Genomic DNA, 25,028 nt, shown 5'->3' with positions numbered 1-25,028 from the left:
AGTTGCTGGGACTTCGGTGTTGCTTCATTCAACCCGCGGCGTCGGGTTCGGCGATGGTTACCGACATGCCGTCGACCAAGCGTTCGCCTGGATTGACAACGATTCGGTCGGTCGATTCGATCCCGGTGGCGATTCCCAACACGTTCCCGTAGTCGGCATCGACGTCGACCGCTCGCAGCTCCACCAAGTTCTCGGCGTTGACCGTTGCGATCTGCGAACCGCTGGCGTTAAAGATCAACGCCGATGCGGGAATCAACATCGGTGGATTGGGACGACGCACCGGCAGGCGGACCTGCACGTACGCTCCTGGGAGCAGTTGGCCGTCGGAGTTGTCGAATTCGATTTCGATTCGCATCGTGCGGGTTTGCAGGTCGAGCGATCGCGCGGTGCGGGCGACTGCGCCGACGAAGGTCCTGTCCGCCATTTCGCGCACCAACAGCTGAGCCTGTTCACCGGGCTCGATGTTAAATGCGTAGATCTGAGGAACGTGCACGACGCCCCGGACACGGTCGGTTGAGACCAAACGAAACAGGGATTGAGCCTGTCCGCTGCCGGAGGTCACCAGCTGACCAAGATCGATCGAACGCTCGACGATCGTCCCGGCGAACGGCGCGTAGACTTTCGCAAACGACTGTAATTCCTTGATCCGTTGCAATTCAGCCATTCCGGCAGCGATGTCGGCATCCGCCACTTTCACCTGGTGTTCGGCGACCGCAAACTCCGCTTGACTCTCATCGTATTCCTGACGCGAGGCGGCCTGCGACTGAAGCAATTCATCCAATCGGGTCAGCGTATAGCGAGTCAGCTCCAACTTGGTCTCAGCCACTTCCCGACGCGCCTTGAGCTGTTCGACATTTGCCAAAGCCTGCTGCAACTGCTGATCGACCTCGGGCGTATCGATTTCGGCCAACAGTTGGCCCTGTTGGACGGTGTCACCGATGTCGACGTGCCACCGCTTCAAGTAGCCACTGGTTCGCGCATAGATCACCGTCTCTTCGAGCGCTTCGATCTCGCCGGGGAAAGTGACTTCGACCGTCTCCAAGGCCGGCTTCGGCAAAACGATCTCCACGATCGGCAGCATCGCTTTCTGCCGCTGCACCGTCTCGACAAGCGTTTGCTGGCGATGCGTCTTGGGCAACCAGCCGACAAAAAATGCGGCGACGATCATTCCGGTTAGCGCAAGGATCAAGAAAGCCAACTTCCACGCCGGCACGTTGGGCACCGGAGCGGGATCGCCGATGTCGTCGATCGTATCGGCGTCGATTGTTAATGTGTGTTCGTTCATGCTTTCCCAAATTCCTCGATTCGATCCAGATCTTCGATAGCTCGCGGTGGTTTGACGCGAATCAAGCTGTACATAACGGGCACAAAGACCAGCGTGGCAACGGTTGCCATCATCAGTCCCCCGATCACCGCGCGTCCCAGCGGAGCGTTCTGTTCGGCACCTTCGCCAATCCCCAACGCCATCGGCAACATGCCTAGAATCATCGCTCCGGCCGTCATCAGGACGGGGCGAATCCGCGTCACGCCGGCCGCCCAAGCGGCATCGTGCGCGTTCTTGCCGAGTCGCCGTTGATCGTTAGCAAACGTGACGACCAGAATGGAGTTTGCGGTGGCAACCCCAACGCACATGATCGTTCCCATCAACGACGGCACGCTGATCGTCGTCTGCGTGACAAACAGCATCCAAATGATGCCGCACAACGCTCCCGGCAACGCCATCAAGACGATCAACGGGTCGGTCCACGATTGAAAGTTGACGACCATCAATAGATAAACCAACACGATCGCAAACAGCACGCCGTAGGAGAGTGCGGTGAAGGACGAACGCATGCTGTCGACTTGGCCGCGAACCTTCAGCGTCGTCCCCCGCGGCAATTGATCCTGGAATCCGGCCAGCACGCGATCGACCTCCGCCGCGACGCTCCCCAGATCGGTCCCTTCGACATTGGCCAGCACATCCAGGCTCGGTGCCACGTTGTAGTGGGTCACGTTGGTTGGTCCAACGCGGCGCGTCACCTGAGCCAGGTTGCCCAACAACTGAGACGCATTGGCATCTTCGCGCGACGTGATCGGAGTCGCCGAAATCGCGGCAACCGAAGTCACCTGGCGCTGTGGCGATTGAACGACCAACGGATACTGAATCCCCTTCTTCGGATCCAGCCAGTAGTTGGGAGCCGCTTGTTTGCTGGAGCTGAGCGAAACCAACACATCGTTGGCCAGTTCACGCTGCGAAATCCCCAACTGACTCAAAAGGGTTCGATCGGTTTCGATCTGCAACTCCGGAGCGTAGGGCACCTGGTGGATCCGCACATCGGCCGCACCCGGGATCTCTTGCAGCTGGTCGCGAATCTGTTTGGCGATTTCATAATTGGCTGCCAGATTCCTTCGCGGTCCCACCAGTTGGATATCGACGGGGGCCGAGAGTCCAAAGTTCAGGACCTGGGTGATGATATCTGGCGGTTTGAAGAAGAAGATCAATTCGGGAAAGCGGCGCATCAACTCGCCACGCAAATTCTTTTTGTAGACGTCGGTTGGCGCATGCCCCTGCCCCAGCGTGATCAGAATCTCACCGTCGGCCGACGACATCAACGTGCCATCGCTGAGCGCCAGATTGATTCCACTGTTCGGAATCCCCATGTTGTCGATGATCGATTCGATCTCTTCGGCCGGGATGACTTCGCGAACCGTATCGACCACGCGGGCGAAGTGGCGTTCGGTCTCTTCGACGCGCGTTCCCGCAGGGGCTCGCACATGCAACCGCATCTGCCCCGAATCGACCGAGGGAAAGAAATCCTGCCCGATCATGGGCAACAGCACAAAGGACCCGAGCGAAAAACCGAGGAACAGCACCGTCACGGCGATGCGATGCGCCAGCAGCCACGACAAGCCACTGCCATAGATCCCCCGCATCCATTCAAAAGCGCGATTGAAGACGTGGTGAAGTCGCATGAAGAGCCCGCTTCCGTCTGCCGAACCATCGGCCGTCACATAGCGGTCGACCTCCGCAGCCAACAGATAGCGGGTCATCGTCGGGACCAACGTCCGACTCAACAGATAACTAGCCAGCATCGCGAAGACCACCGCCATCGCCATCGGCACAAACAGTGCGCGGGCGGTTCCGGTGATAAACCAGACGGGCAGGAAAACAATGCAGATGCAGAGTGTCGAAACAAGCGCAGGCATCGCGATCTGTTGTGCTCCATCGAGGATCGACCGCGTGAGCCCTTTCTTCTGATGCAGATTGCGATGGATGTTTTCGATCTCCACCGTTGCGTCGTCGACCAGAATACCAACGGCCAAAGCCAGCCCGCCCAAGGTCATCACGTTGAGCGAATGGCCCAGCGCGCCCATGACGGTGATCGAGGCGAGGATCGCAAGCGGGATCGAAATCACAATGATCAGCGTGCTACGCCACGACCCCAAGAACAACAGAATCATCGCTCCGGTCAGCCCCGCGGCGATCGCCGCTTCGACCAACACGCCGTGCACCGCATTGCGAACAAAGATCGATTGATCGGCCAACAGCGTCACCTTCATCGCTTCGGGCAACGTGTTCAACACCGCCGGCAACCGATCGCGAACTCCGCGGACGATATCTAACGTCGATCCGCTGGACTTCAAAATCGGCTGCAACACGCCGCGTTTTCCATCGACGTGGACGATGTTCCGCTGCGGGGCAAAACCATCGCGCACCACCGCCACGTCGCCGATCGTGATCGTTCGATTGCCAATCGATTTGATCGGCAGTTCGCTGATCGCCTCGACTGCCTGGGTGCTGCCGTTGAGCCGGACGTTCATCTCCTGAACGCCGATCTTGACCGATCCGGAGGGAAGGATCAGATTCTGCACGTTGACCGCCTCGGAGATCTCTCCCGGCGAGATGCCCCAGGCGTGCAGTTTTTCCGGATCGATATCGATCATGATCTGACGCACTTTGCCGCCGTACGGCCAGGTCAGCTGCGCACCGCGGACCGGCGCCAATCCAGGCCGCATCGTGTTGATCGCCAAGTCGTACAACTGCTGTTCGGTCAGCACATCGCTGCCGATCGACGCCTGCACGATCGGCACGTTGGCCGCGTTGTACCGCATCACCAGCGGCGGAAAAATTCCCGGCGGCATCGACTTCAGCGACTGCTGCGAAGTTGCGACGATCTGCGAAATCGCCGCTTCGATGCTTGCCCCTTCCTGCAGGAAGACCTTGACGACGCTGATCCCGTTGAGCGACTGGCTCTCGACATGTTCGATATCGCTGACGGTGGAGAAGAGCACCCGTTCAAAGCTGCCGACGATCCGCTTCTCCATTTCGTCCGGCGGAATCCCCTCGTAATTCCAGATGATCGCGACGACCGGAATATTGACTTGCGGAAAGATGTCGGTCTCCATCCGACGAATCGAGATCACGCCGGCGATGGCGATCAACATCGATGCGACGACGAAGGTGTAGGGGCGCATCAGCGCCAAGCGGACGATCCACATGACAGAACAGTCTCAGGGTGGCAGGTCGAAATTCAGGTGGGATTTTTTGTGGATCGCCGATCGCGATCCAGCGGTGGGTTGGGGAGGGTTTGGCGAAGTCGGCTAGGACGATGTCTCTTGCGCCTCCATCTCTTGCGTCTTCAATTGTGCGGCGGCTTCTTCAGCCCAAACGGCGGCAAAGGATTCGGAATGTTCGCGCAACAATCGCCCCGCTGCGTCCCCATCACCGCGTCGCAACGCAGCGACGATCGGCCGGTGTTCGGCGGCGCGTTCAACGATCGACGGCATCTTGCGTATCAAGTTGATGCGGATCTTCGCTTCAAAACGTAATGAGTCCCAGGTCTGCAGCAGGACCATGTTGTCTGCCGCGACCACGATCTGGCGGTGGAAGTCGAGGTTGTGCCGGGCGTACCCATCGACATCCCCATCCGCCGCGGAATCACAAATCCGATCGACCTCTCGATCCAACGGTTCCACGTTGTTTTCTAATCGCGAGCCAGCCAGTTCGGCGGCGCGTTGTTCCAGGATCGCGCGGACCAGATAGACCTCGGTCATCTCCCGCGCGGTGATCTCGCGAACACGCGTCCCTTTGTAGGCTTCCGAATGAACCAAGCGGAGCGCTTCGAGTTCCCGCAGCGCCTCACGAACTGGCGTTTGGCTGGTGCCAAACTCTTCCGCAATCGCCAGCTCGCGCAACCTCTCTCCCGGCTGCAGCGAACCGTCGTAAATCCGGCCCGCGATGCGATCGCGAATCACGTCGCTCATACACTTCCGTTCAAACATCCGCCCCTCGCCTCACAACAGATCACAATTCCTATATTATCGATAATCGCATAAACCTCAAGAGAAAACGTGAAAAGCGGGCAATAAGCGCGACTATCACGGCAGCTGCGATACCATTCGCCGCTCCCCTCGCAGGCCTTGCGGCACCGTGATTCACCTTCGACATAGGCAGAAGGTCGCATCAAGCCCCAATCCGCCAAAGCCCCCCTGCCCTGCCCTTCCGTAGATTTTTCCCGAGCAAACTTGCGACGGGCGGAAACCAGAATCACCGCCACGAGGAGACTCTGGTCCGGTCCATCGTTTTTCGCTCACGAGCCACGTCGCCATCGATCGCTTGCGAGAAATGGCTGTTCTTGTTCCCCTGCAACGTCTGAGAAAACCGAAGCACGGCTGCGCTACAGCGATTCCCGAGCCAGGCCAACGAGACTGGGGGCCAATGCATGACGCACCCTTCTAGGGGCGTGCAAATCACACAAAATGGAAGTAAAGTGAAACACATCCCCATCACATCGTTTAAGCAGCCGCTGCGTGCACTACGGTCTCACGCTCCCGATCGCTTCGAACTTCGTGAGATGTGGCAACCCGATGGACGCCAATACCGAGCCGATGCGTGAGCTGGACTGACGGAAGCAGGCAAATCGAGACTCCGTTTTTATTGCAATGCAGAGAACTTACTTTCCAATGACGAACCAATTCATCGAACCCCATCTCGTCGTTCCTCCCACCTCGAAGGTGCCTCGCTGCTTCATCGCCACCCTGTTGTTCCTCGCTGCCGGACTTGGCTTAGAGAGTGCCGCCGGCGGGTCGGAACCGTTTGAAGCCTTCCTGGAGACGCATTGCGTGCGGTGCCATGGCCCTGAGAACGAAGAGGGGGACGTGCGGATCAACCAACTCTCTCGCGATTTCAAGTCGGGCATCGACAGCCATCACTGGGCGGAGGCGCTCGAGAAGATCAACAGCGGCGAGATGCCCCCCGAGAACGAGCCGCAGCCAACGCTGGCGGAGATCTCGGCATTTGTTGCGAAGCTCGACGCGAGGCTTAAAGAGGGACGGGCGGCGCGGATGGCGGCCCGACCAGCAGTGGCACATTATCGTCTGAGTCGCAAAGAATATCAGAATACCGTCTATGATCTGCTCGGCGTGCGCTATGATCCCACCAAGCCGGGCGAGTTGAACGAAGATACGCTATGGCATGGTTTTGAGCGCATCGGGTCCGAGCTTTCACTCTCCCCATCGCATATCGATCGCTACTACCGCGCCGCGGAACTCGTCCTCGACAGGGCCTTCCCCGCTACCTCCAGCGAGACACGCAAAGTCCACAAGACTGCTGCCGAATTGCGGTACCGCGGTGGCAAGGCCCAACAAGCGGCGTTGGACCGATTCGGCATCAAGCGGCCGCTGCGGTATCTGCTGTTTCCCGGCAATGTCCAGAACGCGCTCTCGTCCAACTGGTTCGGAAGGACGGGGCCGGAGCACAGTGGGCTGTACAAAGTCCGCATCCAAGCCAGTGGAATCCGGCCGACCGATGGCCAGCCGGCCCATCTGAGCATCGGCAAGCGGACGGGTGAGGAGACGGTGGATGGCCTCATCGAGTTTGACCTCACCGCCCCGGAGGATAGTCCGCAGGTTTATGAGTTCGAGGTGTTTCTCGAGATGCCCACGAGCCTGCACTTCTGCGTGGTGGCGACCGATGTAGTGGACCGAAGAGCCGGTGCCGCCTTCCGCAATGCGCTCAGCAGCCGAGGCGGTTACATCTTCACACACAGCAGCGAGACCCTGCTCCTGAATCCGAACGCTCCACAGATGTTCGATGACAAGGGGAACGGCATCTTCTCCACCGTGCTCCTCGATTGGATCCAGTGGGAGGGACCACTTGTTACGGAATCTGAAAAGTCACTGCGCAACGATCTTGTCCCTCCCGATGACGCGGCGCCCGAAGTGGTCGCAGCGCATCTTCAACGCTTCGCCGAACGAGCCTGGCGGCGGCCGGTGAAAACGGAAGAGCTGGAGGCATATCTGCAAGCCTACCGCTTCGAGCGAGAAGCAGGAGAGAAGACGGCCGACGCCTTTCGTGTCGCGATGGTGGGCGTGCTGACCTCCAGACACTTCATCTACCTCGTCGAGGGCGAACCGGAGGCTCGCGAACGCCTCAACGACTGGGAACTGGCCTCCAGGCTCTCGTATTTCCTTTGGAGTTCGATGCCCGACGATATCCTATTCAACGCTGCCCAAGCGGGCTCCCTGAATGGTGATGGGCTGAAGCAGGAAGTGGACCGGATGTTGACGGACGACAAGATCCATCGCCTGGTCGACGACTTCTCGCGACAGTGGCTGCAACTGCACCGCGTGGGAATGTTTCCCCCTGACAAGAAGCTCTACCCCGTCTACGACGCGTGGCTCGAGACGAGCATGCGATCTGAGCCGATCGAATATTTCCGTGAGATGTTCGCGAAGAACCTACCGATCGACAGTTTCATCGATTCCGATTGGACGATGGCCAACGCCCGGCTGTGCGATTTCTACGGACTGCCGGAACCCAAGTCGGGCGGCTTTCAGCGCGTCGCGCTGAAGCCCGAGGATCATCGCGGCGGTCTGCTCACGATGGGGGCGGTACTCGGGCTGACCTCCGACGGCACTCGCCATCGCCCGGTCCACCGCGGCGTGTGGGTCAGCGAATCGATCTTCAACAAAACGCCCCCGCCCCCGCCAGCCAACGTGAGCGCCATCGAACCCACTCCGCCGAAAAGCCCTAAGGCCACCCTTCGCCAGAAGATCGAGGCGCATCGCAGCGACGCCAACTGTGCCGCTTGCCACGCGAGAATCGACCCCTTGGGACTCGCCTGGGATAACTACGATGCCATCGGCCAGTGGCGCACCCACGAAAAGGCCGCGGCGGGCCTCGGTGAGGATCCCAAGATCGATTCCTCCGGCGTGCTACCTGGCGGCCGTTCATTCGAGGATTCTGTCCAATTCAAACAGCTGCTGCTCGAAGACCGCGACCAAATCGCGCGGGCCTTCATCGAACACCTTTGCACCTACGCTCTCCGCCGCGTCCTCACCGTGGACGATCAAGAGGAAGTGGCGGCGATCCAGGCGGAAGCCAAAAAGCACGACTACCGTGTCAAAGATGTCGTCCGAGCCGTGGCCCTGTCCAACCTGATCCGCAAACGCTAACCAACCAAAGTAATGAGAATCCTATGAGCAACTATCTTTCCCAATCCTGGCTGATCGACCGCCGCCATGCCCTTCGTGCCATGGGCAGCCTGATCTCCCTGCCCCTACTGGAATGCATGATTCCTCTGCGGGCGGCTGAAAAGGAAACCGCCTCGCCTCGCCGCAGTGCCTTCATCTATCTCGCCAACGGCGTCCATTCACTCAACTATCAGATCACCACACCGGGCAAGAACTACCAGCTTTCCAGGTCGCTCATGCCTCTGGAGAAGCATCGCCAGGTCATCACGCCCATCAGCGGCCTGCATCATCCGGGTGCCCTCAGCCATCACCACAACTGCATCTCCGTCTGGTTGACCGGCGGAAAGCTCGGTCCTTCGGATCGGAACACCATCTCGGTGGACCAGAAGATGGCGGAGGTCACGGCGCAGCACACCCGTGTCTCGTCGATGGAGGTCGCCATCACTCAGGATTCCCTCGCCTGGACAGCCGACGGGGTCCGGCTGCCTGCGATGCGTCGTTGCAGCGAGATCTTCGCATCGATGTTCGAGGAACCGAAAGGGGGCAAAACTGCCCAACGGAGAGCCTTGCGTCGTAAAGGGAGCGTCCTGGACGCCAACCTCGCCGAAGTGCGCCGTCTTGAGAAAAATATGGGATCGGCGGACAAGGGACGAATGGACCAATACCTCAGCTCCATCCGCGAGGCGGAGATCCGAACGCGACGGGCCGATGCGTGGCTCGACACGCCGCTGCCGGTCGTTTCCGACGCGGACCGCAAACGCACCAACCGCGATATTGCCACCACAATGGCAGGTGATTATTTCCGCACGGTCTACGACCTGATGGTGCTCGCCTTTCAAACCGACGTGACACGCGTGGCCACCTTCAGCATGGGAGGTGAAGGGGATGCCATCGCGATTCCCGAAATCGGCATCACCGAGTCGCGCCATCAACTGAGCCACCACGGCGGGGACGCAGGCTACATGGAAAAGCTGACCATGTATGACACCTTTGCCGTAGAGCAGTTCAGTTATTTCCTCACCCGGCTCGCGGAGACCAACGACCTCAACGGCAAGCCGCTCCTAGACTCGACGATGTCACTCTTCGGCAGCGGCATGTGCTATGGCCACAGCCATGGAAACGCGAACCTGCCGCTGGTCCTTGCCGGCGGGTCGGATCTCGGGCTGAAGCACGGCAGCCACCTCGACTTCAATCAGTCGGCGGAAGACTTCAAAGGCTACGCGCTCGGAGCCGATGGAGCGCTCACTACCAAGCACTATCAGCTGTGCAGCCGTCCCGCGAACCCGAACGCCCACATGAGCAACCTGCTGCTCATGATGGCTCAGCGGATGGGCGTGGAAATCGACCAATTCGGCGACAGCAATAAGGTGATCGAAGTATGATGCGTTTCCTCAATCCAACCCGGCCCGCGGCCCTCTGCCTCAGCCTCTCCCTGTTCACAATCGCCAGCACCGCGGACGAGCCGTTCCGCCCCGAAGCGGGAACCTTCCCTGCTTTGGAAAAATCGCATTCCTACCGGGGCGAACTTGTCTTCGTGGATCATGCCAACCGCCGCGGCAGCATCCGCGTGCAAGGGTCGGGCATGTTCTTCCGCAACGACCCGCACCCCTTCGCCATGCTCCCCTACGGTATCGTGCGTTATCACGACGCACCGGCGGATCTGCGCGACATCCCGTTGGGTACTGTGCTGCACGTTCGGGCGTTTCTTCCGCCCGACCCTACGATATCTGCCGTGCCGGTACTGCCAGTCAACAACAAGTCAAAAGACGCGAACCACAATCGCGGCACCGGAATCGCCCCCGCCGAGAACCACGTGCTCCTTCTGGAAGACGAACCCAGTCACTGCCAGCGCGAGGGATTGGTTTGGAAGCTCAAAGAAGTGGACCTTAAAAACAGCGAGGGGATGATCGTCGCACGCCGTGAACCGAAGGAAGGGAGTGACGAAAACGCCACGGAGGAATCGATGACCTTCGACGCCGCCACTCGCATCTGGCGCGGCCGCGAATGCCTCTTGGTCGAGGATTTGATCTCCGAAGGCACCTGGCCCACCAGTGGAAAGAAATCGCTCGATGGTCAGACCGTCCTGCTCGGCATTACCTGGAAGCCGACACCCGACGGTGTGTTCACGCGATTCCACATCTCGGACATCTGGTTGGACGACGAGGCGATGCAACGCGCTGCCCGCAATCAAACCGAAACGCACAAGGCTTTTATCCGCAGTCGCTGGATGCCCGCTTGGATCGATGCCGTCGAATATGGAAAGTTCGGTCGCGCCAAGGTGACGGCGACCTTGTTCGGCGGCATGGACGAATCCCTCTACGCCGATTTCAAAAAAGAGGCCCCCGCCTTAGTGAATGCGGTCGAGCATACGCTGAAGCACACCCACGGTGCCTACGGCCCCGCGCACATGGCCTCACGAGGATCCATTCTGGAGGTTACGAAGACGAGCAGCGACGTGCCATTGGGCAGCAGCGGCATCCAGATCCATTTTGAGACCGACCTCATCATCGAAGGCATCCGTCCAGGCAGAGTCGTCCGTGTCCGCCCAACAAACTGGCCCAAGGTTCAGTTGCCGCGTGAGGAATACCTCAACGATGGAGCCAACATGGAAGAACGCTTCCCGACCCCGGCGATCTTCCCCAAATACTAACCCTGAAAAGTCGCCCGTGCTGCCTCCCCTCAGAGACTTAGGTTGCCACCGTTTTTCTATTCGCCGCCACTCGACGGGCCCATTGCCGAGCGGCGGAAAATAAATTCCCCGGCGATCGTAGAACCGTTGTCTCCACTGTTCCTGAACATCGAGGACAAGTTTTCTACTCCGGTAAGTTTCCACCTGCCGCTCGCCTTGCGATCCCGATCTGCACACATGTTAAATTTGAACTCGAATCCTATGCACCCCACCCTCACATCGCTCGCGGCCCTCTACATCAGTCTCTCCTTGCTCGCAAACGCCGCCAGCGCGGACGAGCCTTTCCGACCTGAACCGGGAATGTTTCCCCCTCTGGAAAAATCACATTCCTACCGCGGAGAACTCGTGTTCGTGGACCATGCCAATCGCCGCGGCAGCATCCGCGTGCAATCGATCGGCGTGTTCCGCAGAAACGCCCCGCACCCCTTCGCCATGCTCCCTTACGGCATCGTGCGTTATCGCGGCGCACCGGCGGATCTTCGCGACATCCCGCTAGGCACGATCATGCACGTCCGGGCCTTTCTCCCGCCCGATCCCACGATCTCCGCCGTACCGGTGCTTCCGGTGGATAACCGCAAGAAAACCGTCAGCCTCAGTGGTGCCGGAATTGCTCCCGCCGAGAACCACGTCCTCCTGCTCGAAGACGAGCCCAGCCATTGCCAGCGCGAAGGCAAGGTCTGGAAGCTCAAAGAAGTAAACCTCCAAAACAACCAAGGGACGATCGTCGCCAGCCTCGAAGCGAAGCAAAGCGATGGCGGTGACGCGAGCATGGAATCGATGACTTTTGACGCCGCCACCCGCATCTGGCGTGGTCGTGAACGACTCAGCGTCAAGGATTTAATCGACGAAGGCAGCTGGCCCGCCAGCGGCAAAAAATCCCTCGGCGGTCAAGCCGTCCTGCTCGGACTCACCTGGAAGCCCACCCCAGGCGGCGTGTTCACTCGTTTCCATATCTCGGACATCTGGCTCGACGGCACCGCGATGCAACGAGCCACCGACAACCAAAACGAAGTACACAAAGCTTTTATCCGCAGCCGCTGGATGCCCGCCTGGGTCGATGCCGTCGAGTACGGCAAGTTCGGCCACGCCACCGTGACCGCGACTCTGTTTGGCGGTATGGATGCCTCCCTCTACGCTGATTTCAAGACAGGTATCCGAGCGCTGATGAATGCGGCCGAGAATACGTTGAAGCATACCGAAGGAGGCACCGCGGGGCCCTCACAAATGGCCGCGCGAGGCTCCATCCTCGAAGTCACGACGACGCCCGGAGACGTCCCGCTAGGCAGCAGCGGCATCCAGATCCGTTTTGAGATGGACCTCATAACCGAAGGGATCCGCCCCACGCGAGTCGTCCGCATCCGCCCTGCAAACTGGCCCGACGTCCACGTGCCACGCGAGGAATACCTCAGCGACGGGGCTTCTAGCGTTAACGAACGTTTCCCCACCCCAGATATCTTCCCGAAATACTAACTGGGCTTTTGTTATTGATTCTTCGTTCCTGCGTCCGACTCCACTTACACGGCTGACCGGCAGATCGAGGCGCTTTGCATCAAAACCGATCCACCTCCCCTGCCCTGCCCCACGCTCTGACGTTGCTGCCGACGCGGTGAGGCGACTCGATTGCCCCCTTGTTGCTTGCCCAGATTGCAGCAACGATCTAAACGACCGCCGCCCCCTGCGGCGAACATCTCACTCTACAATGCATCCGCCGAGCGTAACTGCGATCCACCGCGCGATCGCATTGGCCGCGATTCACCTCCCCAATCCTCAACGCCTGCCATGTCGAGCTCGACTGAATCCGCCACTCCCAATTCGACCGACGATCTCGATAACGCAAACGGCGAATCGTCACGGCGGCTGCCCAAAAAGAAGACGCGAGCTGAAAAACTGGGCCGGTCGACGGTGATGCTGCTGCGACGGATCCATCTCTACTCGGGGATCTTTATGTTCCCCTGGGTGCTGATGTATGGGTTCAGCGGTTGGATGTTTAATCACCCGCGGATGTTTACCGCCGACGAAGTTACCACCTATCACGCAGCAGATCTCGACGACGGTCTTTTGACCGACCTGACATCCGCCGAAAAGACGGCGGCTGCGGTGGTCGAACAAATCAACCTGCAATCGTCCGAATCGCAGGGCCCCAAGCTTCGCATCACGGACGATCGGCGACCGCTGTTCAGCGGCCACCTCGAATACAACGTCAACACACCCACCGCCAAACACCAACTGGCCGTCAACCCCGTCACCGGCGACGGCGAAGTTCGCACGACACTTGTCGACGCCGAAACTGACGACGCGGCAGATGATAAACCCGATCCGTTGGCAGAGGTCTATCGAGTCGAGATCCAGCCAAATGTTTCCGCCGATATCCAACGCCAGATTCCCGAAGTGCTCGACCAACTGGGGCTGCCCTCGAACCGCGCCAGCCTCGGATATCGAAAACTGAGCGTCGTCTTCTCGGCCGAAGCCGATGGCATCCCCTGCATCGTCAGCTACAACCTGGCCGATGGCAGCGTCAACAGCGTTCGCGAGGACGACCGGCCGCAACTGACCAAAAAAGCCTTCTTGCAACGGATGCATCTAGGGCGAATCTACACGCCGGTCGTCGAGATCCGATGGCTGTGGGCACTGCTTGTCGATGCGATGTTCGTCTCGATGGTCTTCTGGGGCTGTTCGGGCTTGCTGATGTGGTGGCAGATCAAACGAACGCGTTGGCTGGGGATGGGCCTGCTGGCGACAAGCATCCTGCTGGCCACCTTCGTCGGCCTGGGGATGCACGACCAAATGACCAGCACCGGCCCACCAAAGAAGATCCCAGCAAAACAAACCACAGTCACCGATGTGTCAGGAAAATCGGACTGATGCGCAACCGAGCGTTCAGCGCAAACGTAGACGCTGGGCCCTTGTTACAATAGTTGTCGACAGACCAGCAAACAAACCACAAGTCGACCCTATAGCCCCACAGGAAAGAGAGAACTGATGACTCACCGATCCTTTCTCCACACCGCGATAGCAGTGATAGTTACCATCTTGGTCCAAACGTCGGCGCGACTGGAAGCCCAACAGACGACAACCGAAGCACCCGCCACGATTCCGTTGCCCGCAGGGATCAACGACAACTTCAAGGATCCGGAACTGAACGTCAGCGAATGGCTGGACCGTTTTGAAGTTGAAAGCCGCGAGGTCTACGCCGGGCGAAAAGCCGTCTTGGCAGCGTGTGCGATCCAACCGGGCGAAAGGATCGCCGACGTCGGTGCGGGGACCGGTTTCTACAGCCAGTTGTTCGCCAAGACGACCGGCTGGGACGGATGGGTCTACAGCGTCGACATCGCGCCAAACTTCCTACAGCACATCGCCTCCCGAGCGACAGCCGACGGTATCGAAAACCTAACGCCGGTGCTCGGCACCGACGTATCGATCCGCTTGCCTTCCGAATCGGTCGACTTGGTATTCATCTGCGACACCTACCATCACTTTGAAAAACCGATGCAATCGCTGGCGTCGATCTACCGTGCATTGAAACCCGGCGGACGATTGGTCCTGATCGACTTCGACCGCATTCCAGGCAAATCGCGCGAGTTCATCCTCGGCCACGTTCGGGCTGGAAAAGAGGTCTTCCAAAGCGAAGTCATCGCGGCCGGCTTCCAGTTCACCGATGAAGTCGAAGTCGATGCGTTCGAAGAAAACTATCTGCTGCGATTCACCAAGCCGAGCAAGTAAGAAGCGACGCCTTCGGATGGTCGCCTTTCGCTCCGCGAAAGTGCGCACGCCGACCGCACTTTCGCGGAGCGAAAGGCGACCATTGTTCTATTCGGCCAAGGCGACTTGGCGGGCTTGCCGCGTCGCGCGGCTCTGCATCTGCAGGCCGCCGACGATGAAGACGGTCACGCCGGTCCAGACGAACAGAAAACCGATCAGCTTGCTGCCGCCAAACGCTTCGCCCAGTAACACGACTCCAACAAACCACTGCAACGTGGGACCCACGTATTGCAGGATCCCAATCGTTGTCAGCGTGACGCGTTTGGCTGCGGTCGCAAACAGAGCCAGCGGGGCGATCGTGAGTGCTCCACCGATGATCAACAGCAACCAGGTGACCGGAGAGTAAGGTTGTGCGCCCGGATCGGGGGACTGCAGCAACAGGAACGCCAAGGCGGCGGGAAACAGCAGCCCCGTCTCGATCGACAATCCTTCCAACGGCGGCAACGTCGCCTTCTTTTTCAGCAGACCATAGACTGCAAAAGCAGAGGCCATCGCCAACGCGATCCACGGCATCCCCGAGCCCATCATCACCATCACGGCGACGCCAACTGCGGCAAAGCCGACGGCGATCCACTGAAATGGCTTTAAGCGTTCGCCCAACACGACGACTCCAAGCAGCACGTTCAACAGCGGATTGATGTAATAGCCCAGAGAGGCCTGCAGCACTTGGCCGCTGCCGACTGCGTACATGAACGCACCCCAGTTGATCCCGATCATCGTCGCTGTCGCCGCGTAGATCGCTAATTTCCGTGGCTCACGAAGCTGCAGCAGTGCGCGACGCAGCCGAGGCATCGCGATCGATAGCGTCATCAACAACAGGAACGACCAAATCACGCGATACGCCGTCAACGTAGCCGAGGGAACGTAATCGAGCAGGTGCCAGTAGAGCGGAAAAAAGCCCCACATCATATGGGCACCAACAGCGCACATCGCACCGATCCGCTCGTGACGCGTCGACAAATCGCACTCTTCACCCTGCTGCTCGTTCAACCCGTTTTCCTCTTTCCCTTCATCCCTCTTCCCGTTGCATTCAATGGATCCTTGCCGATCGCCAACCCGCCGCTTGAGACAACGTATCGGGCGATAGGTTCGGTGGCAACGGACACCATCTGGCGGCTGGCCCCCTGCAAATGGGAGCACAAAGTTGCGATGCCCCGCCCTAGCGACATGCCCGCGAACCGATGCCACTGGCCCAGCCTACACGCCCGACCCGCTTATGAATATGTGCCCGAGGGAATCGAAACGGTGGAAGCATTTCCATTGTTCAGGACGCATGACGAACGGGCTAAATTCGCGTGAACAAACGGTTGCCGCGAGGGAACGTCTTTCGCTCGAAATTTGATACTAGCACGAAGCGCAAGCGAGTGAATCAATGTGTGAATGTGTTCCCATCACTCGCTTGCGCTTCGTGCTAGTATGGGCAATGCAGATTCAAAGTTTCCTCAAGGCGATCCGCCGAGCGTAACCCAACGTTGTTCTGCCGATGACGTCTGCCCGGCTTCGGCCAGCGCCACCCCGTCGACTCCGCGACGCAGCGTCCAAGGAAAGGGTTCGTCCGCCGCAACGTGCCGCAAAAACAACTCCCACTGAACCTTAAAGGCGTTGTCGTAGGTCGTCGTGTCGGGCAGCTTCTGCCATCCACTGTGGAAGTCGATCGGTTGTGGGATGTCGGGATTCCAAACCGGCCGCGGCGTCGCAGCCATCTCTTGAACCCAACAGTCTCGCAATCCAGCGACCGCCGAGCCCTTGGTCCCATCGATTTGGATCGTCAACAGATCGTCGCGTCGCACCCGCGTCGCCCAAGAGCAATTGAACTGGCACGTGATCCCGCTTTCGGTCACAAAAATCGCATACGCCGAATCGTCCGCAGTGCAGGGATAGGCGTTGCCCACCTCGTCGATTCGCTCGGGCAGATCGATCGTCGCGTGAGCCAGAATGCGATCGATCGGGCCCAACAGATCGCCCAGCAGATACTGCCAATGACAGAACATATCCAACATCATCCCGCCGCCGTCCTCGCGACGATAGTTCCACGAAGGCCGCTGCGCCGGGCGATCGGGATCATGGCCGGTGAAGACCCAATAACCAAACTCGCCGCGGACGCTGAGGATGTCGCCGAAAAAGCCTTCGTCGCGGAGCGCTCTCAATTTGCAAACGCCCGGCAACCACAACTTGTCCTGGACCACCCCATTTTTGATTCCCGCCGATTCACAAAGCTCGGCCAATACCATCGCCTGTGACACATCGACGGCGATCGGTTTTTCGCAATAAACCGCCCTGCCCTGCTGAGCCGCCTGGCGGACGATCGACACCCGCATCTGAGTGCTCGAAGCATCGAAGACGATATCGACTCGGGGATCGGTCAGGACGGCGTCGACATCGGTCGACCAAGCGACCTGCGTCCCGATCTCTTGGTCCGCCACAACCTCCGCCAAGTGTCGCAACTTCGTTTCGTTACGTCCAAGCAGAATCGGCGTCACCAGAATCATTTCTCCGTTGGCAGCGCGGACGCCTCCTTGACGCATGATCGCCAAAATCGAGCGGACAAAATGTTGATGGGTTCCCATCCGCCCGGTAACACCGTGCATCGCGATCGTCAGGTTTGTCATCACGCCGACCAACTATTGAATGCTAGAGCTATCGAAGAACGAAACCGACCGATCAGTCTTTATCGGCTTGCAATACGGAGACAAACGCCTTCTGCGGGATGTTCACGCTGCCGAACTGCTTCATCTTCGCCTTACCCTTCTTCTGCTTCTCTAACAGCTTGTTCTTTCGCGTCACATCACCGCCGTACAGTTTGGCCGTAACATCTTTGCGGTACGGTTGGATCGTAGCTCGGGCGATGATCGTGCCGCCGATCGCACCTTGAATCGGGATTTTAAACTGGTGTCGTGGAATCGCTTCGGCAAGCTGTTCGCAGTAGTGCAACGCTCGCGTCCGAGCCTTTTCGCGGTGGACCAAATAAGAGAGTGCATCGATCGGTTCTTTGTTGACCAAGATCTCGACCTTCACCACGTCGGTCGTGCGATATTCGATCGGCACGTAATCGAACGATCCGTAGCCGCGGGTGATCATCTTCAACTTGCCATAGAAATCGAACAGCACCTCGCCCAGCGGCATCTCGCTGACCACTTCGACACGTCCCGCCGACAGGTAGTTCATCGTCTGCGATTCGGAGCGATGATCTCGACACAACTCCATGATCGGGCCGACATACGCCTCGGGCGTCAGGATCGTCGCCTTGATATAAGGTTCCGCCGCCGACTGGATCTTCATCGGGTCGGGCCAATAGCTCGGGTTGTCGACTTCCAACGTCGAACCGTCGGTCATCGTCAACTGATACTTCACCGAGGGAGCGGAAATCACAAGCCCGATGTCAAATTCACGCTGCAACCGTTCCTGGATCACGTCCAGGTGCAACAAGCCGAGGAAGCCGCAGCGGAAGCCGAAGCCCAACGCAGCGGAGCTATCTTTTTCGTAAGTCAACGCGGCGTCGTTGATGGCAAGTTTGTCCAAGGCCTTGGTCAGGTCCTGGTATTCGTCGGTGCTCATCGGATAGACCGACGAGAAGACAACTTGGCGCGCCGGTTGATAGCCAGGAATCGGTTCGGTGGCTGGGCGATTTGCCAACGTGATCGTATCGCCGATCTCGATGTCTTGAACGCTTTTGACTCCCGCGACGATGTAGCCGACTTCGCCCGCGCTGAGCTGTTTGCGAGGTACGAGTTTCAGTTGGTTGTAGCCGAGCTCATCGACTTTGAAGTCGCGATCGGTATGCATGAAGTGGATGATATCGCGCGGCTTGAGCGTCCCTTCCATGACGCGAACCTGCAGGATCACGCCGCGGTATTTATCGAAGTGGGCGTCGAAGACCAGAGCTTTCAGCGGCGCCTCGGGGTCGCCGGTGGGAGCTGGTAGATGTTCGACGATCCCAGCCAACACGTCGTCGATCCCAACGCCCGTCTTGGCGGAGACGGGAATCGCAGCAAACGGATCGAGCCCCAGATCCGAATCGATCTCCTCGCGAACCCGATCGACATCGGCGGCAGGAAGATCGATCTTGTTGATCACCGGCAACAGATCCAGATCGTATTCCATCGCCAGGTAGAGATTCGCGACAGTCTGCGCCTCGACGCCCTGAGAGGCATCGACGACGATCAACGCCCCGTCGGAAGCCATCAGCGAACGGCGGACCTCGTGCGAAAAATCGACATGCCCGGGCGTATCGATCAGGTTCAGCAGATAGTCCTGACCATCGGGGGCTCGGTAATCCAGCGTGACGGTATTGCTTTTGATCGTGATCCCCCGCTCGCGTTCGATATCCATCGAATCGAGCATCTGATCGTGGAACTCGCGCAGCGAAACACCGCCGCACGACTGGATCAAACGATCCGCGAGCGTCGATTTACCGTGATCGATATGGGCGATAATGCAAAAATTGCGAATATGTTTCATTCGTCGAGTTCTTTGAGGTGGGGGAGCCATTGTCTCGCAAGCACCTCAATCCTAATGAAAGAAGCAGACCGACGACAGGGAACGCCGGTTCGAGAACATCCTGGCTCGCAATGCCGCCCCCCACGCGACTGGCTTGTTCAAGGACTCTGGCCTCGGCGACAATAAGGGGCGGAGGTGCCCGATGGCTCTGGGGATCAGTCCTTTAGTCGATTTTGCGTTCAAGAAGATCTTTGGCAGCCCAGAAAATGTTCGGGCGCTGATCGGACTTCTCAATGCCGTGCTCGACCGGGCTTCACCGATCATCGCCGTGGAGATCCTCAATCCGTTCAACTACCAAGAATTCGCCGATGCGAAACAGATCGTGTTGGATGTCAGAGCCCGCGATGACCAGGGTCGATCGTTGAACGTGGGGATGCAGGTATCACGTGTCGGCGGCTTGCTGCAACGGCTGAACTATTACGCCTGCTCGCTGTACCTCGACCAGATGCAACGCGGTGGCAACTACTGGACACTCCGACCGGCTATCTCGATCTGCTTTCTTAATGACCAATTATTTCGCGACACACAACAACCGCACCACTGGTTTGAACAGGGCGACATGACCAGCGGACGCCGGTTGACGGGCGGGATCGAAGTACACACGATCGAGCTGCCAAAGTATAATTTATTAGCCGAAACAATCAGCCGAGCCAGTCGGATCGAACAATGGGTTTTCTTCCTATTACGGGCCGACCGGTACTCCGCAGCGGAATTGCAGGCGATGCTTCCTGATCTCGAATTCCATGCAGCGATTTCTGTTGTTGAACGGATCGCATCCCAAACCGAGGACCGCGTCATGTACGACCAACGAGAAAAAGCGATTCGAGACCAGCAATGGCTGCTCAGCTCCGCACGCCAGGAAGGCGAACAAGCGGGCGTGCTCGCCGGTCAAATCCAGCTACTGCAGCGATTGTTGCAACAGCCCGAACAGCCATTGGAAGAACTGCTGCAATTGCCCACCGAAAAACTGACGGCACAACATACCGATCTTCAATCGCAAGCTCGCCTCCGCAACACCTAAGACGCGGACTGCCCAAAGCCTCTGCGGACGCAGACGCGTCAATCCGAAACGGTAAACGTCCAGCCTGGCCTAGCGCAATTGCCAGCAAAGCTGTCGACGATGTCGCATTCAAGGCTTTTTGAAAAAAGGGCTCAAGCTTTGCGGCTCCGATGCCGGGATTCGCTCTTGGCCCACGCGACTTCGCCTGTCTATACTCCCGCCAACGCGCTACCATTTTGAGTACAAAATCGATCGATCTTGCTGGCAGACGGCGACCAAGGAAGGCAACGCATGTTCCAAAAGACCCTACACGCATCGCTCACGATCGCACTGGCGATTGGTTTTGCGACGTCCGCGCGCAGCCTCAACGCCCAAGTCACTCCGCCACCCACAACCGGTGGACTCTCGACACCGCCGAGCATGCAACGCGCACCGGCTACAACCGCGGCGACTTCGGTCAGCGGACAGCTGCCGCGCGACGCGAACCAAGAGTTCCGGCAATACGATCTGAGCCGCTACACCAACAATCTGTCGAAGATCGACAAGCCCGAACAAGCTGTCGTCGATTGGGTGCTGCGAGAGACCGGCACCGACGTCTGGTTCTCCGAACCGTTTGGGTTCCTGAGCACCAACCGCAACATGCTGACCGCCTACCACACGCCGGAGATGCAAGCGGTTGTCAAAAAGATGGTCGACCGATTCGTCAACGGCCCCACCGATCCTCAGATCCTGAAAATGCGTCTGCTGACCGTCTCCAGCCCCAACTGGCGGGCTCGCGCCCTGCCGTTGATCCAAGACGTCAACGTGCAATCGCCAGGTGTCCAAGCTTGGCTGCTGACTAAAGAAAATGCCGCCGTCCTGATTTCGATGCTCAACTCGCGAACCGACGCTCGCGAATCGCAAAACTCGCAAATGACAATCTACAACGGGCAAACCCAATCGCTTTCGAGCACCAAAGGGCGAACCTATGTCCGCACGATCCGCCAAGCGTCGACCGTCTGGCCTCCCTACGAACCGGAGATCAGCGAAGTCCACGAAGGCTATCAATTGGAGATCAGCCCGCTGTTGGACACCGATGGCAAAACGATCGAATGCGTGATCCGAGCCCAGATCGACCAAGTTGATAAATTGGTTCCAGTCGGCATCGACCTGCCGCTGCCCAACGGACAATCGCACCGCACGCAGATCGAAGTGCCACAGATCGTCAGCTGGCGACTGCACGAACGCTTCCGCTGGGATTCCGACATGGTCCTGCTGCTGTCGTGCGGCGTGATCGCCAGCCCCGATCGGCAAACTTCGTCCAATCCACTGCTGAACCTCGACCGTTTCATCGGCAACACCCCCGGCCGCGCCGATGCCCTGCTGTTCATCACCTTTGGCGGCCGCGCCGGCGAAGGACTCGCTCCTGCTCCCGCTCCCCAAGCAGCGGTCGCGGGAAGCATCAGCCGAGGCCGTTACTAATCCGATCGAATCGAAAAGATCGATCGGCAGGCGAGCGGATCAGCCAGCAAACCGTGCGAGCCCCAAGCGTTAAATCAGCTTAGAAACGACGCGAAAATGGTCTCACCTTGGGGGTCTGAATCCCCGTCTTTCCAGCGGTTCTTGCCAAGTTAGCCCGCCCTACCCTGCCCCACCCCGTTCACTCCAGCCCAGGTTGGGATAAAATGCCCGGTTTGGCAAGCTACCTCTCAAATTGCTTTGAATATGCGTGACTCCGTCTCTCCTCGCCGCGTTGTGATCACTGGTGTCGGACTAATCAGCCCGCTGGGCAATCAAGTCGAAGCGGTGTGGGAAGCATTGCGCGACCGCAAGAGCGGCGTCGACCTGCTGCAAGCCCTCCCCAGCGATGCGATGTCGATCAGTTGTGGCGCCGAGGCGCGCGACTTCACCGGCAGCATCAGCGAATTTGGTCCGTTGGACAAACAGCTCCAACGCGCGATCAAAAAGGGACTGAAGCTGATGTGCCGCGAGATCGAGATGGGCGTCGCGGCAGCTCAATTGGCACTGCACGATTCGGGACTCTCGTCCGACGTTCGCGATCCCGACCGCACCGGCGTCCTCTATGGCAGCGACTATATTATGACGCTGCCCGAAGAATTCGCCGCCGGAATTCGCAAGTGCCAGGATGCCGAAGGACGCTTCCAATTCGAACGCTGGAGCGAACTGGGGCTGCCCGAAGTCAATCCGCTGTGGCTGTTGAAGTATCTGCCGAACATGCCCGCCAGTCACATCGCGATCTATAACGATCTGCGTGGTGCCAACAATTCACTCACCTTGCGCGAAGCCTCTCCCGGAGCGGCGATCGGCGAAGCGGTCTCGACAATTTCTCGTGGGATCGTCGACGCGATGGTCGTTGGAGCGACCGGCACGCGGATCAATCCCTTCCGCACGCTGCACGTGGTGATGCAAGAAGTTCTGGCCGGCGGAAGTGAAAACCCGGCGGGATTGAGTCGCCCGTTCGACAAAGACCGCACCGGTTCGGTGCTAGGCGAAGGAGCGGGTGCGTTCATCCTGGAAGAACTGGAATTCGCGAAAGCTCGCGGCGCCGAGATCCTTGGCGAAGTTATCGGCTTTGGCTCCGGGACCGCTGGCAGCACCGCGGGGCCTCAGTTCATCCAAACCGCGATGGCCAACGCACTGCGTGGTGCGATGCGGAACAGCGACACAAGCGTCGGTCACGTCAACGCCCACGGCATCGGCACCCCCGACGGCGACATCCAAGAAGCTGCTGCGATCGTCGAAGTCCTGGGCCCCGACACGCCGCCAGTCGTTGCCGCCAAGAGCAACTTCGGCAACCTCGGTGCCGGTGGCGGAATGGTCGAAGCGATCGCCAGCATCAAAGCCCTTTCCGAGGGTTCGCTGTGGCCGACGCTGAACTACGAGACCCCCGACGCCGACTGTCCTATCAACGTCGTCAGCTCCAACGACGTCCCGGCCGGCGATAACTTCGTCAGCTTGAACGTCTCGCCTCAAGGCCAAGCGACGGCGTTCCGAATCGCGAAATTTGCCGGCTAATCGGCGTTCGCGGCCGCAAATACGCGTTTCCTAGATCGAACCGCCGACAATCGCGCCGCAGCAAACGGCTTCCACTCGCTGCCGCCGTGGACTTGTTTCCGGCGTTCGGAGCGTCGATGATATTGGCGGTCCCGACCTTGCGTGGCACGAAACGCTGCATACTCTGCCCTTAACGGCGGAGATGCCTATGCAAGACCACGCGAATCGAACCGAAGGCCCCCGCGCCGGAATCGCGCCTCCTCCAAACTCCTTTATTATTCTAGAGCTGCCATGACTGCTTTTCCCGAAATCGGCAAGATCGCTTACGAAGGTCCTGAATCGGACAACCCGCTAGCCTTCCGTTGGTACAACCCCGACGAAGTTGTCGAAGGGAAGACGATGAAGGATCACCTGCGATTCAGCGTCGTCTATTGGCACACCTTCCGCGGCACGGGATCGGATCCGTTTGGCCCCGGCACGGCTGTCCGTCCCTGGGAAGATGGCACCGATTCAGTCGAAAACGCCTGCAACCGAGCCCGCGTGGCGTTTGAGTTCATCGAGAAACTGGGAGCTCCGTTCTACGCCTTTCACGATCGCGATATCGCTCCCGAAGGCGCAACACTCGCCGAGACCAACCGCAACCTCGACGCCGTCGTCGCCGTCCTCAAAGAGGAACAGCAACGGACCGGCATCAAGCTGTTGTGGGGAACGGCGAACATGTTCAGCAACCCCCGCTTCATGCACGGTGCGGCCACGTCATGCAACGCCGACGTCGTCGCGTACGCCGGCGCTCAAGTTAAAAAAGCCCTCGAAGTCACTAAGGAACTCGGCGGCGAGAACTACGTTTTCTGGGGCGGCCGCGAAGGCTACCAGAACCTCTACAACACCGACATCCGCCGCGAACTAGATCACCTGGGATCGTTCTTCCACATGGCGGTCAACTACGCCAAAGAGATCGGTTTCGACGGGCCGTTCCTGATCGAACCGAAGCCGAAAGAGCCGACGAAGCACCAGTACGATTCGGACGCCGCGGCCTGCATCAACTTCCTTCGCGCGTACGAACTGACCGACCATTTCAAATTGAACATCGAGACCAACCACGCCACGTTGGCTGGCCATTCGATGATGCACGAATTGGATTACGCCGGTGCCCAAGACATGATCGGTTCGATCGATGCCAACACCGGCGACATGCTGCTGGGCTGGGACACCGACCAGTTCCCGACCGATTATTACCTGACCTCGCAAACGATGCTGATGCTGCTGAAATACGGCGGTCTGACCACCGGCGGCGTCAACTTCGATGCCAAGGTGCGTCGCGAGAGCTTCGAACCGATCGATCTGTTCTACGCTCACATCGGCGGCATGGACGCGTTCGCTCGCGGGCTGAAGATCGCTGCTGCGATCCGCGCCGACAAGGCGTTGGAAAACTTTGTCAGCGAGCGCTACGCAAGCTTCGATTCGGGGATCGGACAGAAGATCGAACAGGGCAAGACCAGCCTAAAAGAACTGGAAGCCTACATGCTCGAAAAGGGTGAAGCCGACGCGAACCAGAGCGGCCGCCAAGAGATGCTCGAAAACGTTTTTAATCGCTACATCGACCGCGTGTAGCCCAAACGCCCCTCCTAGAAAAAA

The 25,028-nt window shown here is 58.9% G+C and carries 17 protein-coding genes; 11 read left to right on the top strand and 6 right to left on the bottom strand.

Going from position 1 to position 25,028, the window contains the following annotated elements; translation table 11 throughout:
• Window positions 1-28: 28 nt before the first annotated feature.
• From EC9_RS02460 to EC9_RS02450, 3 genes are all read right to left on the bottom strand, one after another.
• Window positions 29-1,285: an efflux RND transporter periplasmic adaptor subunit gene (locus EC9_RS02460; protein WP_145342088.1), complete on the bottom strand. Its 1,257-nt coding sequence runs from the start codon at window positions 1,283-1,285 to the stop codon at window positions 29-31.
• Window positions 1,282-4,479, bottom strand: a complete 3,198-nt coding sequence (locus EC9_RS02455; RefSeq protein ID WP_145342086.1) for an efflux RND transporter permease subunit — start codon at window positions 4,477-4,479, stop codon at window positions 1,282-1,284. The genes EC9_RS02460 and EC9_RS02455 overlap by 4 nt, the downstream gene beginning before the upstream one ends.
• Window positions 4,480-4,581: 102 nt before the next feature.
• Window positions 4,582-5,262 (bottom strand): GntR family transcriptional regulator, encoded by a 681-nt coding sequence (locus EC9_RS02450; RefSeq protein WP_145342084.1) that lies wholly within the window; start codon window positions 5,260-5,262, stop codon window positions 4,582-4,584.
• 488 nt (window positions 5,263-5,750) lie between these two features.
• Here EC9_RS02450 and EC9_RS27125 point away from each other — a divergent pair, with 488 nt between their 5' ends.
• The 7 genes from EC9_RS27125 to EC9_RS02420 all read left to right on the top strand — a co-directional run bounded on the left by EC9_RS27125 (window position 5,751) and on the right by EC9_RS02420 (window position 14,863).
• On the top strand, window positions 5,751-5,876 hold the full coding sequence (locus tag EC9_RS27125) for a hypothetical protein (protein ID WP_261342919.1): 126 nt from the start codon (window positions 5,751-5,753) through the stop codon (window positions 5,874-5,876).
• Window positions 5,877-5,943: 67 nt separating this feature from the next.
• Window positions 5,944-8,436, top strand: coding sequence for a DUF1592 domain-containing protein (locus EC9_RS02445; RefSeq protein WP_145342082.1), 2,493 nt, complete (start codon window positions 5,944-5,946; stop codon window positions 8,434-8,436).
• A gap of 23 nt (window positions 8,437-8,459) precedes the next feature.
• Entirely contained in the window at window positions 8,460-9,836 is a 1,377-nt protein-coding gene (locus tag EC9_RS02440; protein WP_145342080.1) for a DUF1552 domain-containing protein, read from the top strand.
• Window positions 9,833-11,104: a hypothetical protein gene (locus EC9_RS02435; protein WP_218934531.1), complete on the top strand. Its 1,272-nt coding sequence runs from the start codon at window positions 9,833-9,835 to the stop codon at window positions 11,102-11,104. The genes EC9_RS02440 and EC9_RS02435 overlap by 4 nt, the downstream gene beginning before the upstream one ends.
• Window positions 11,105-11,146: 42 nt before the next feature.
• The gene (locus EC9_RS02430; RefSeq protein ID WP_218934530.1) at window positions 11,147-12,613 is read left to right on the top strand and encodes a hypothetical protein; all 1,467 of its coding nucleotides are present in this window, start codon (window positions 11,147-11,149) and stop codon (window positions 12,611-12,613) included.
• Between the two features lie 309 nt (window positions 12,614-12,922).
• Window positions 12,923-14,005: a PepSY domain-containing protein gene (locus tag EC9_RS02425; RefSeq protein ID WP_145342078.1), complete on the top strand. Its 1,083-nt coding sequence runs from the start codon at window positions 12,923-12,925 to the stop codon at window positions 14,003-14,005.
• 117 nt (window positions 14,006-14,122) lie between these two features.
• The gene (locus tag EC9_RS02420) at window positions 14,123-14,863 is read left to right on the top strand and encodes a class I SAM-dependent methyltransferase (RefSeq protein WP_145342076.1); all 741 of its coding nucleotides are present in this window, start codon (window positions 14,123-14,125) and stop codon (window positions 14,861-14,863) included.
• Between the two features lie 87 nt (window positions 14,864-14,950).
• Here EC9_RS02420 and rarD read toward each other — a convergent pair whose 3' ends face one another.
• The 3 genes from rarD to lepA all read right to left on the bottom strand — a co-directional run bounded on the left by rarD (window position 14,951) and on the right by lepA (window position 19,360).
• On the bottom strand, window positions 14,951-15,892 hold the full coding sequence (gene rarD / locus EC9_RS02415) for an EamA family transporter RarD (RefSeq protein WP_246105918.1): 942 nt from the start codon (window positions 15,890-15,892) through the stop codon (window positions 14,951-14,953).
• 452 nt (window positions 15,893-16,344) lie between these two features.
• Window positions 16,345-17,511, bottom strand: a complete 1,167-nt coding sequence (locus EC9_RS02410) for a Gfo/Idh/MocA family protein (protein ID WP_246105917.1) — start codon at window positions 17,509-17,511, stop codon at window positions 16,345-16,347.
• Window positions 17,512-17,563: 52 nt separating this feature from the next.
• Window positions 17,564-19,360, bottom strand: a complete 1,797-nt coding sequence (gene lepA / locus EC9_RS02405) for a translation elongation factor 4 (RefSeq protein WP_145342072.1) — start codon at window positions 19,358-19,360, stop codon at window positions 17,564-17,566.
• Window positions 19,361-19,541: 181 nt separating this feature from the next.
• On the opposite strand from lepA, the gene EC9_RS02400 reads away from it, so the two are divergent.
• From EC9_RS02400 to xylA, 4 genes are all read left to right on the top strand, one after another.
• The gene (locus tag EC9_RS02400) at window positions 19,542-20,420 is read left to right on the top strand and encodes an Rpn family recombination-promoting nuclease/putative transposase (RefSeq protein WP_145342070.1); all 879 of its coding nucleotides are present in this window, start codon (window positions 19,542-19,544) and stop codon (window positions 20,418-20,420) included.
• Between the two features lie 270 nt (window positions 20,421-20,690).
• Complete coding sequence (locus EC9_RS02395) at window positions 20,691-21,860, top strand: hypothetical protein (RefSeq protein WP_145342068.1); 1,170 nt, start codon at window positions 20,691-20,693, stop codon at window positions 21,858-21,860.
• A gap of 243 nt (window positions 21,861-22,103) precedes the next feature.
• Entirely contained in the window at window positions 22,104-23,414 is a 1,311-nt protein-coding gene (locus EC9_RS02390) for a beta-ketoacyl-[acyl-carrier-protein] synthase family protein (RefSeq protein ID WP_145342066.1), read from the top strand.
• Window positions 23,415-23,684: 270 nt separating this feature from the next.
• Complete coding sequence (gene xylA / locus EC9_RS02385) at window positions 23,685-25,004, top strand: xylose isomerase (protein WP_145342064.1); 1,320 nt, start codon at window positions 23,685-23,687, stop codon at window positions 25,002-25,004.
• The last annotated feature ends 24 nt before the right edge of the window (window positions 25,005-25,028 follow it).

Origin of the sequence: Rosistilla ulvae (assembly GCF_007741475.1) — a bacterium.
Classification (GTDB): Bacteria; Planctomycetota; Planctomycetia; order Pirellulales; family Pirellulaceae; genus Rosistilla; species Rosistilla ulvae.
This window is presented reverse-complemented; position numbering and strand designations above follow the sequence as displayed.

Coding starts and splice junctions, on each gene's coding strand:
- EC9_RS02425 (WP_145342078.1), top strand. CDS start 12,923: ATGTCGAGCTCGACTGAATCCGCCACTCCCAATTCGACCGACGATCTC.
- EC9_RS02410 (WP_246105917.1), bottom strand. CDS start 17,511: ATGACAAACCTGACGATCGCGATGCACGGTGTTACCGGGCGGATGGGA.
- EC9_RS02420 (WP_145342076.1), top strand. CDS start 14,123: ATGACTCACCGATCCTTTCTCCACACCGCGATAGCAGTGATAGTTACC.
- xylA (WP_145342064.1), top strand. CDS start 23,685: ATGACTGCTTTTCCCGAAATCGGCAAGATCGCTTACGAAGGTCCTGAA.
- EC9_RS02435 (WP_218934531.1), top strand. CDS start 9,833: ATGATGCGTTTCCTCAATCCAACCCGGCCCGCGGCCCTCTGCCTCAGC.
- EC9_RS02395 (WP_145342068.1), top strand. CDS start 20,691: ATGTTCCAAAAGACCCTACACGCATCGCTCACGATCGCACTGGCGATT.
- EC9_RS02450 (WP_145342084.1), bottom strand. CDS start 5,262: ATGTTTGAACGGAAGTGTATGAGCGACGTGATTCGCGATCGCATCGCG.
- EC9_RS02400 (WP_145342070.1), top strand. CDS start 19,542: ATGGCTCTGGGGATCAGTCCTTTAGTCGATTTTGCGTTCAAGAAGATC.
- EC9_RS02460 (WP_145342088.1), bottom strand. CDS start 1,285: ATGAACGAACACACATTAACAATCGACGCCGATACGATCGACGACATC.
- EC9_RS02445 (WP_145342082.1), top strand. CDS start 5,944: ATGACGAACCAATTCATCGAACCCCATCTCGTCGTTCCTCCCACCTCG.
- EC9_RS02390 (WP_145342066.1), top strand. CDS start 22,104: ATGCGTGACTCCGTCTCTCCTCGCCGCGTTGTGATCACTGGTGTCGGA.
- EC9_RS02455 (WP_145342086.1), bottom strand. CDS start 4,479: ATGTGGATCGTCCGCTTGGCGCTGATGCGCCCCTACACCTTCGTCGTC.
- lepA (WP_145342072.1), bottom strand. CDS start 19,360: ATGAAACATATTCGCAATTTTTGCATTATCGCCCATATCGATCACGGT.
- EC9_RS02440 (WP_145342080.1), top strand. CDS start 8,460: ATGAGCAACTATCTTTCCCAATCCTGGCTGATCGACCGCCGCCATGCC.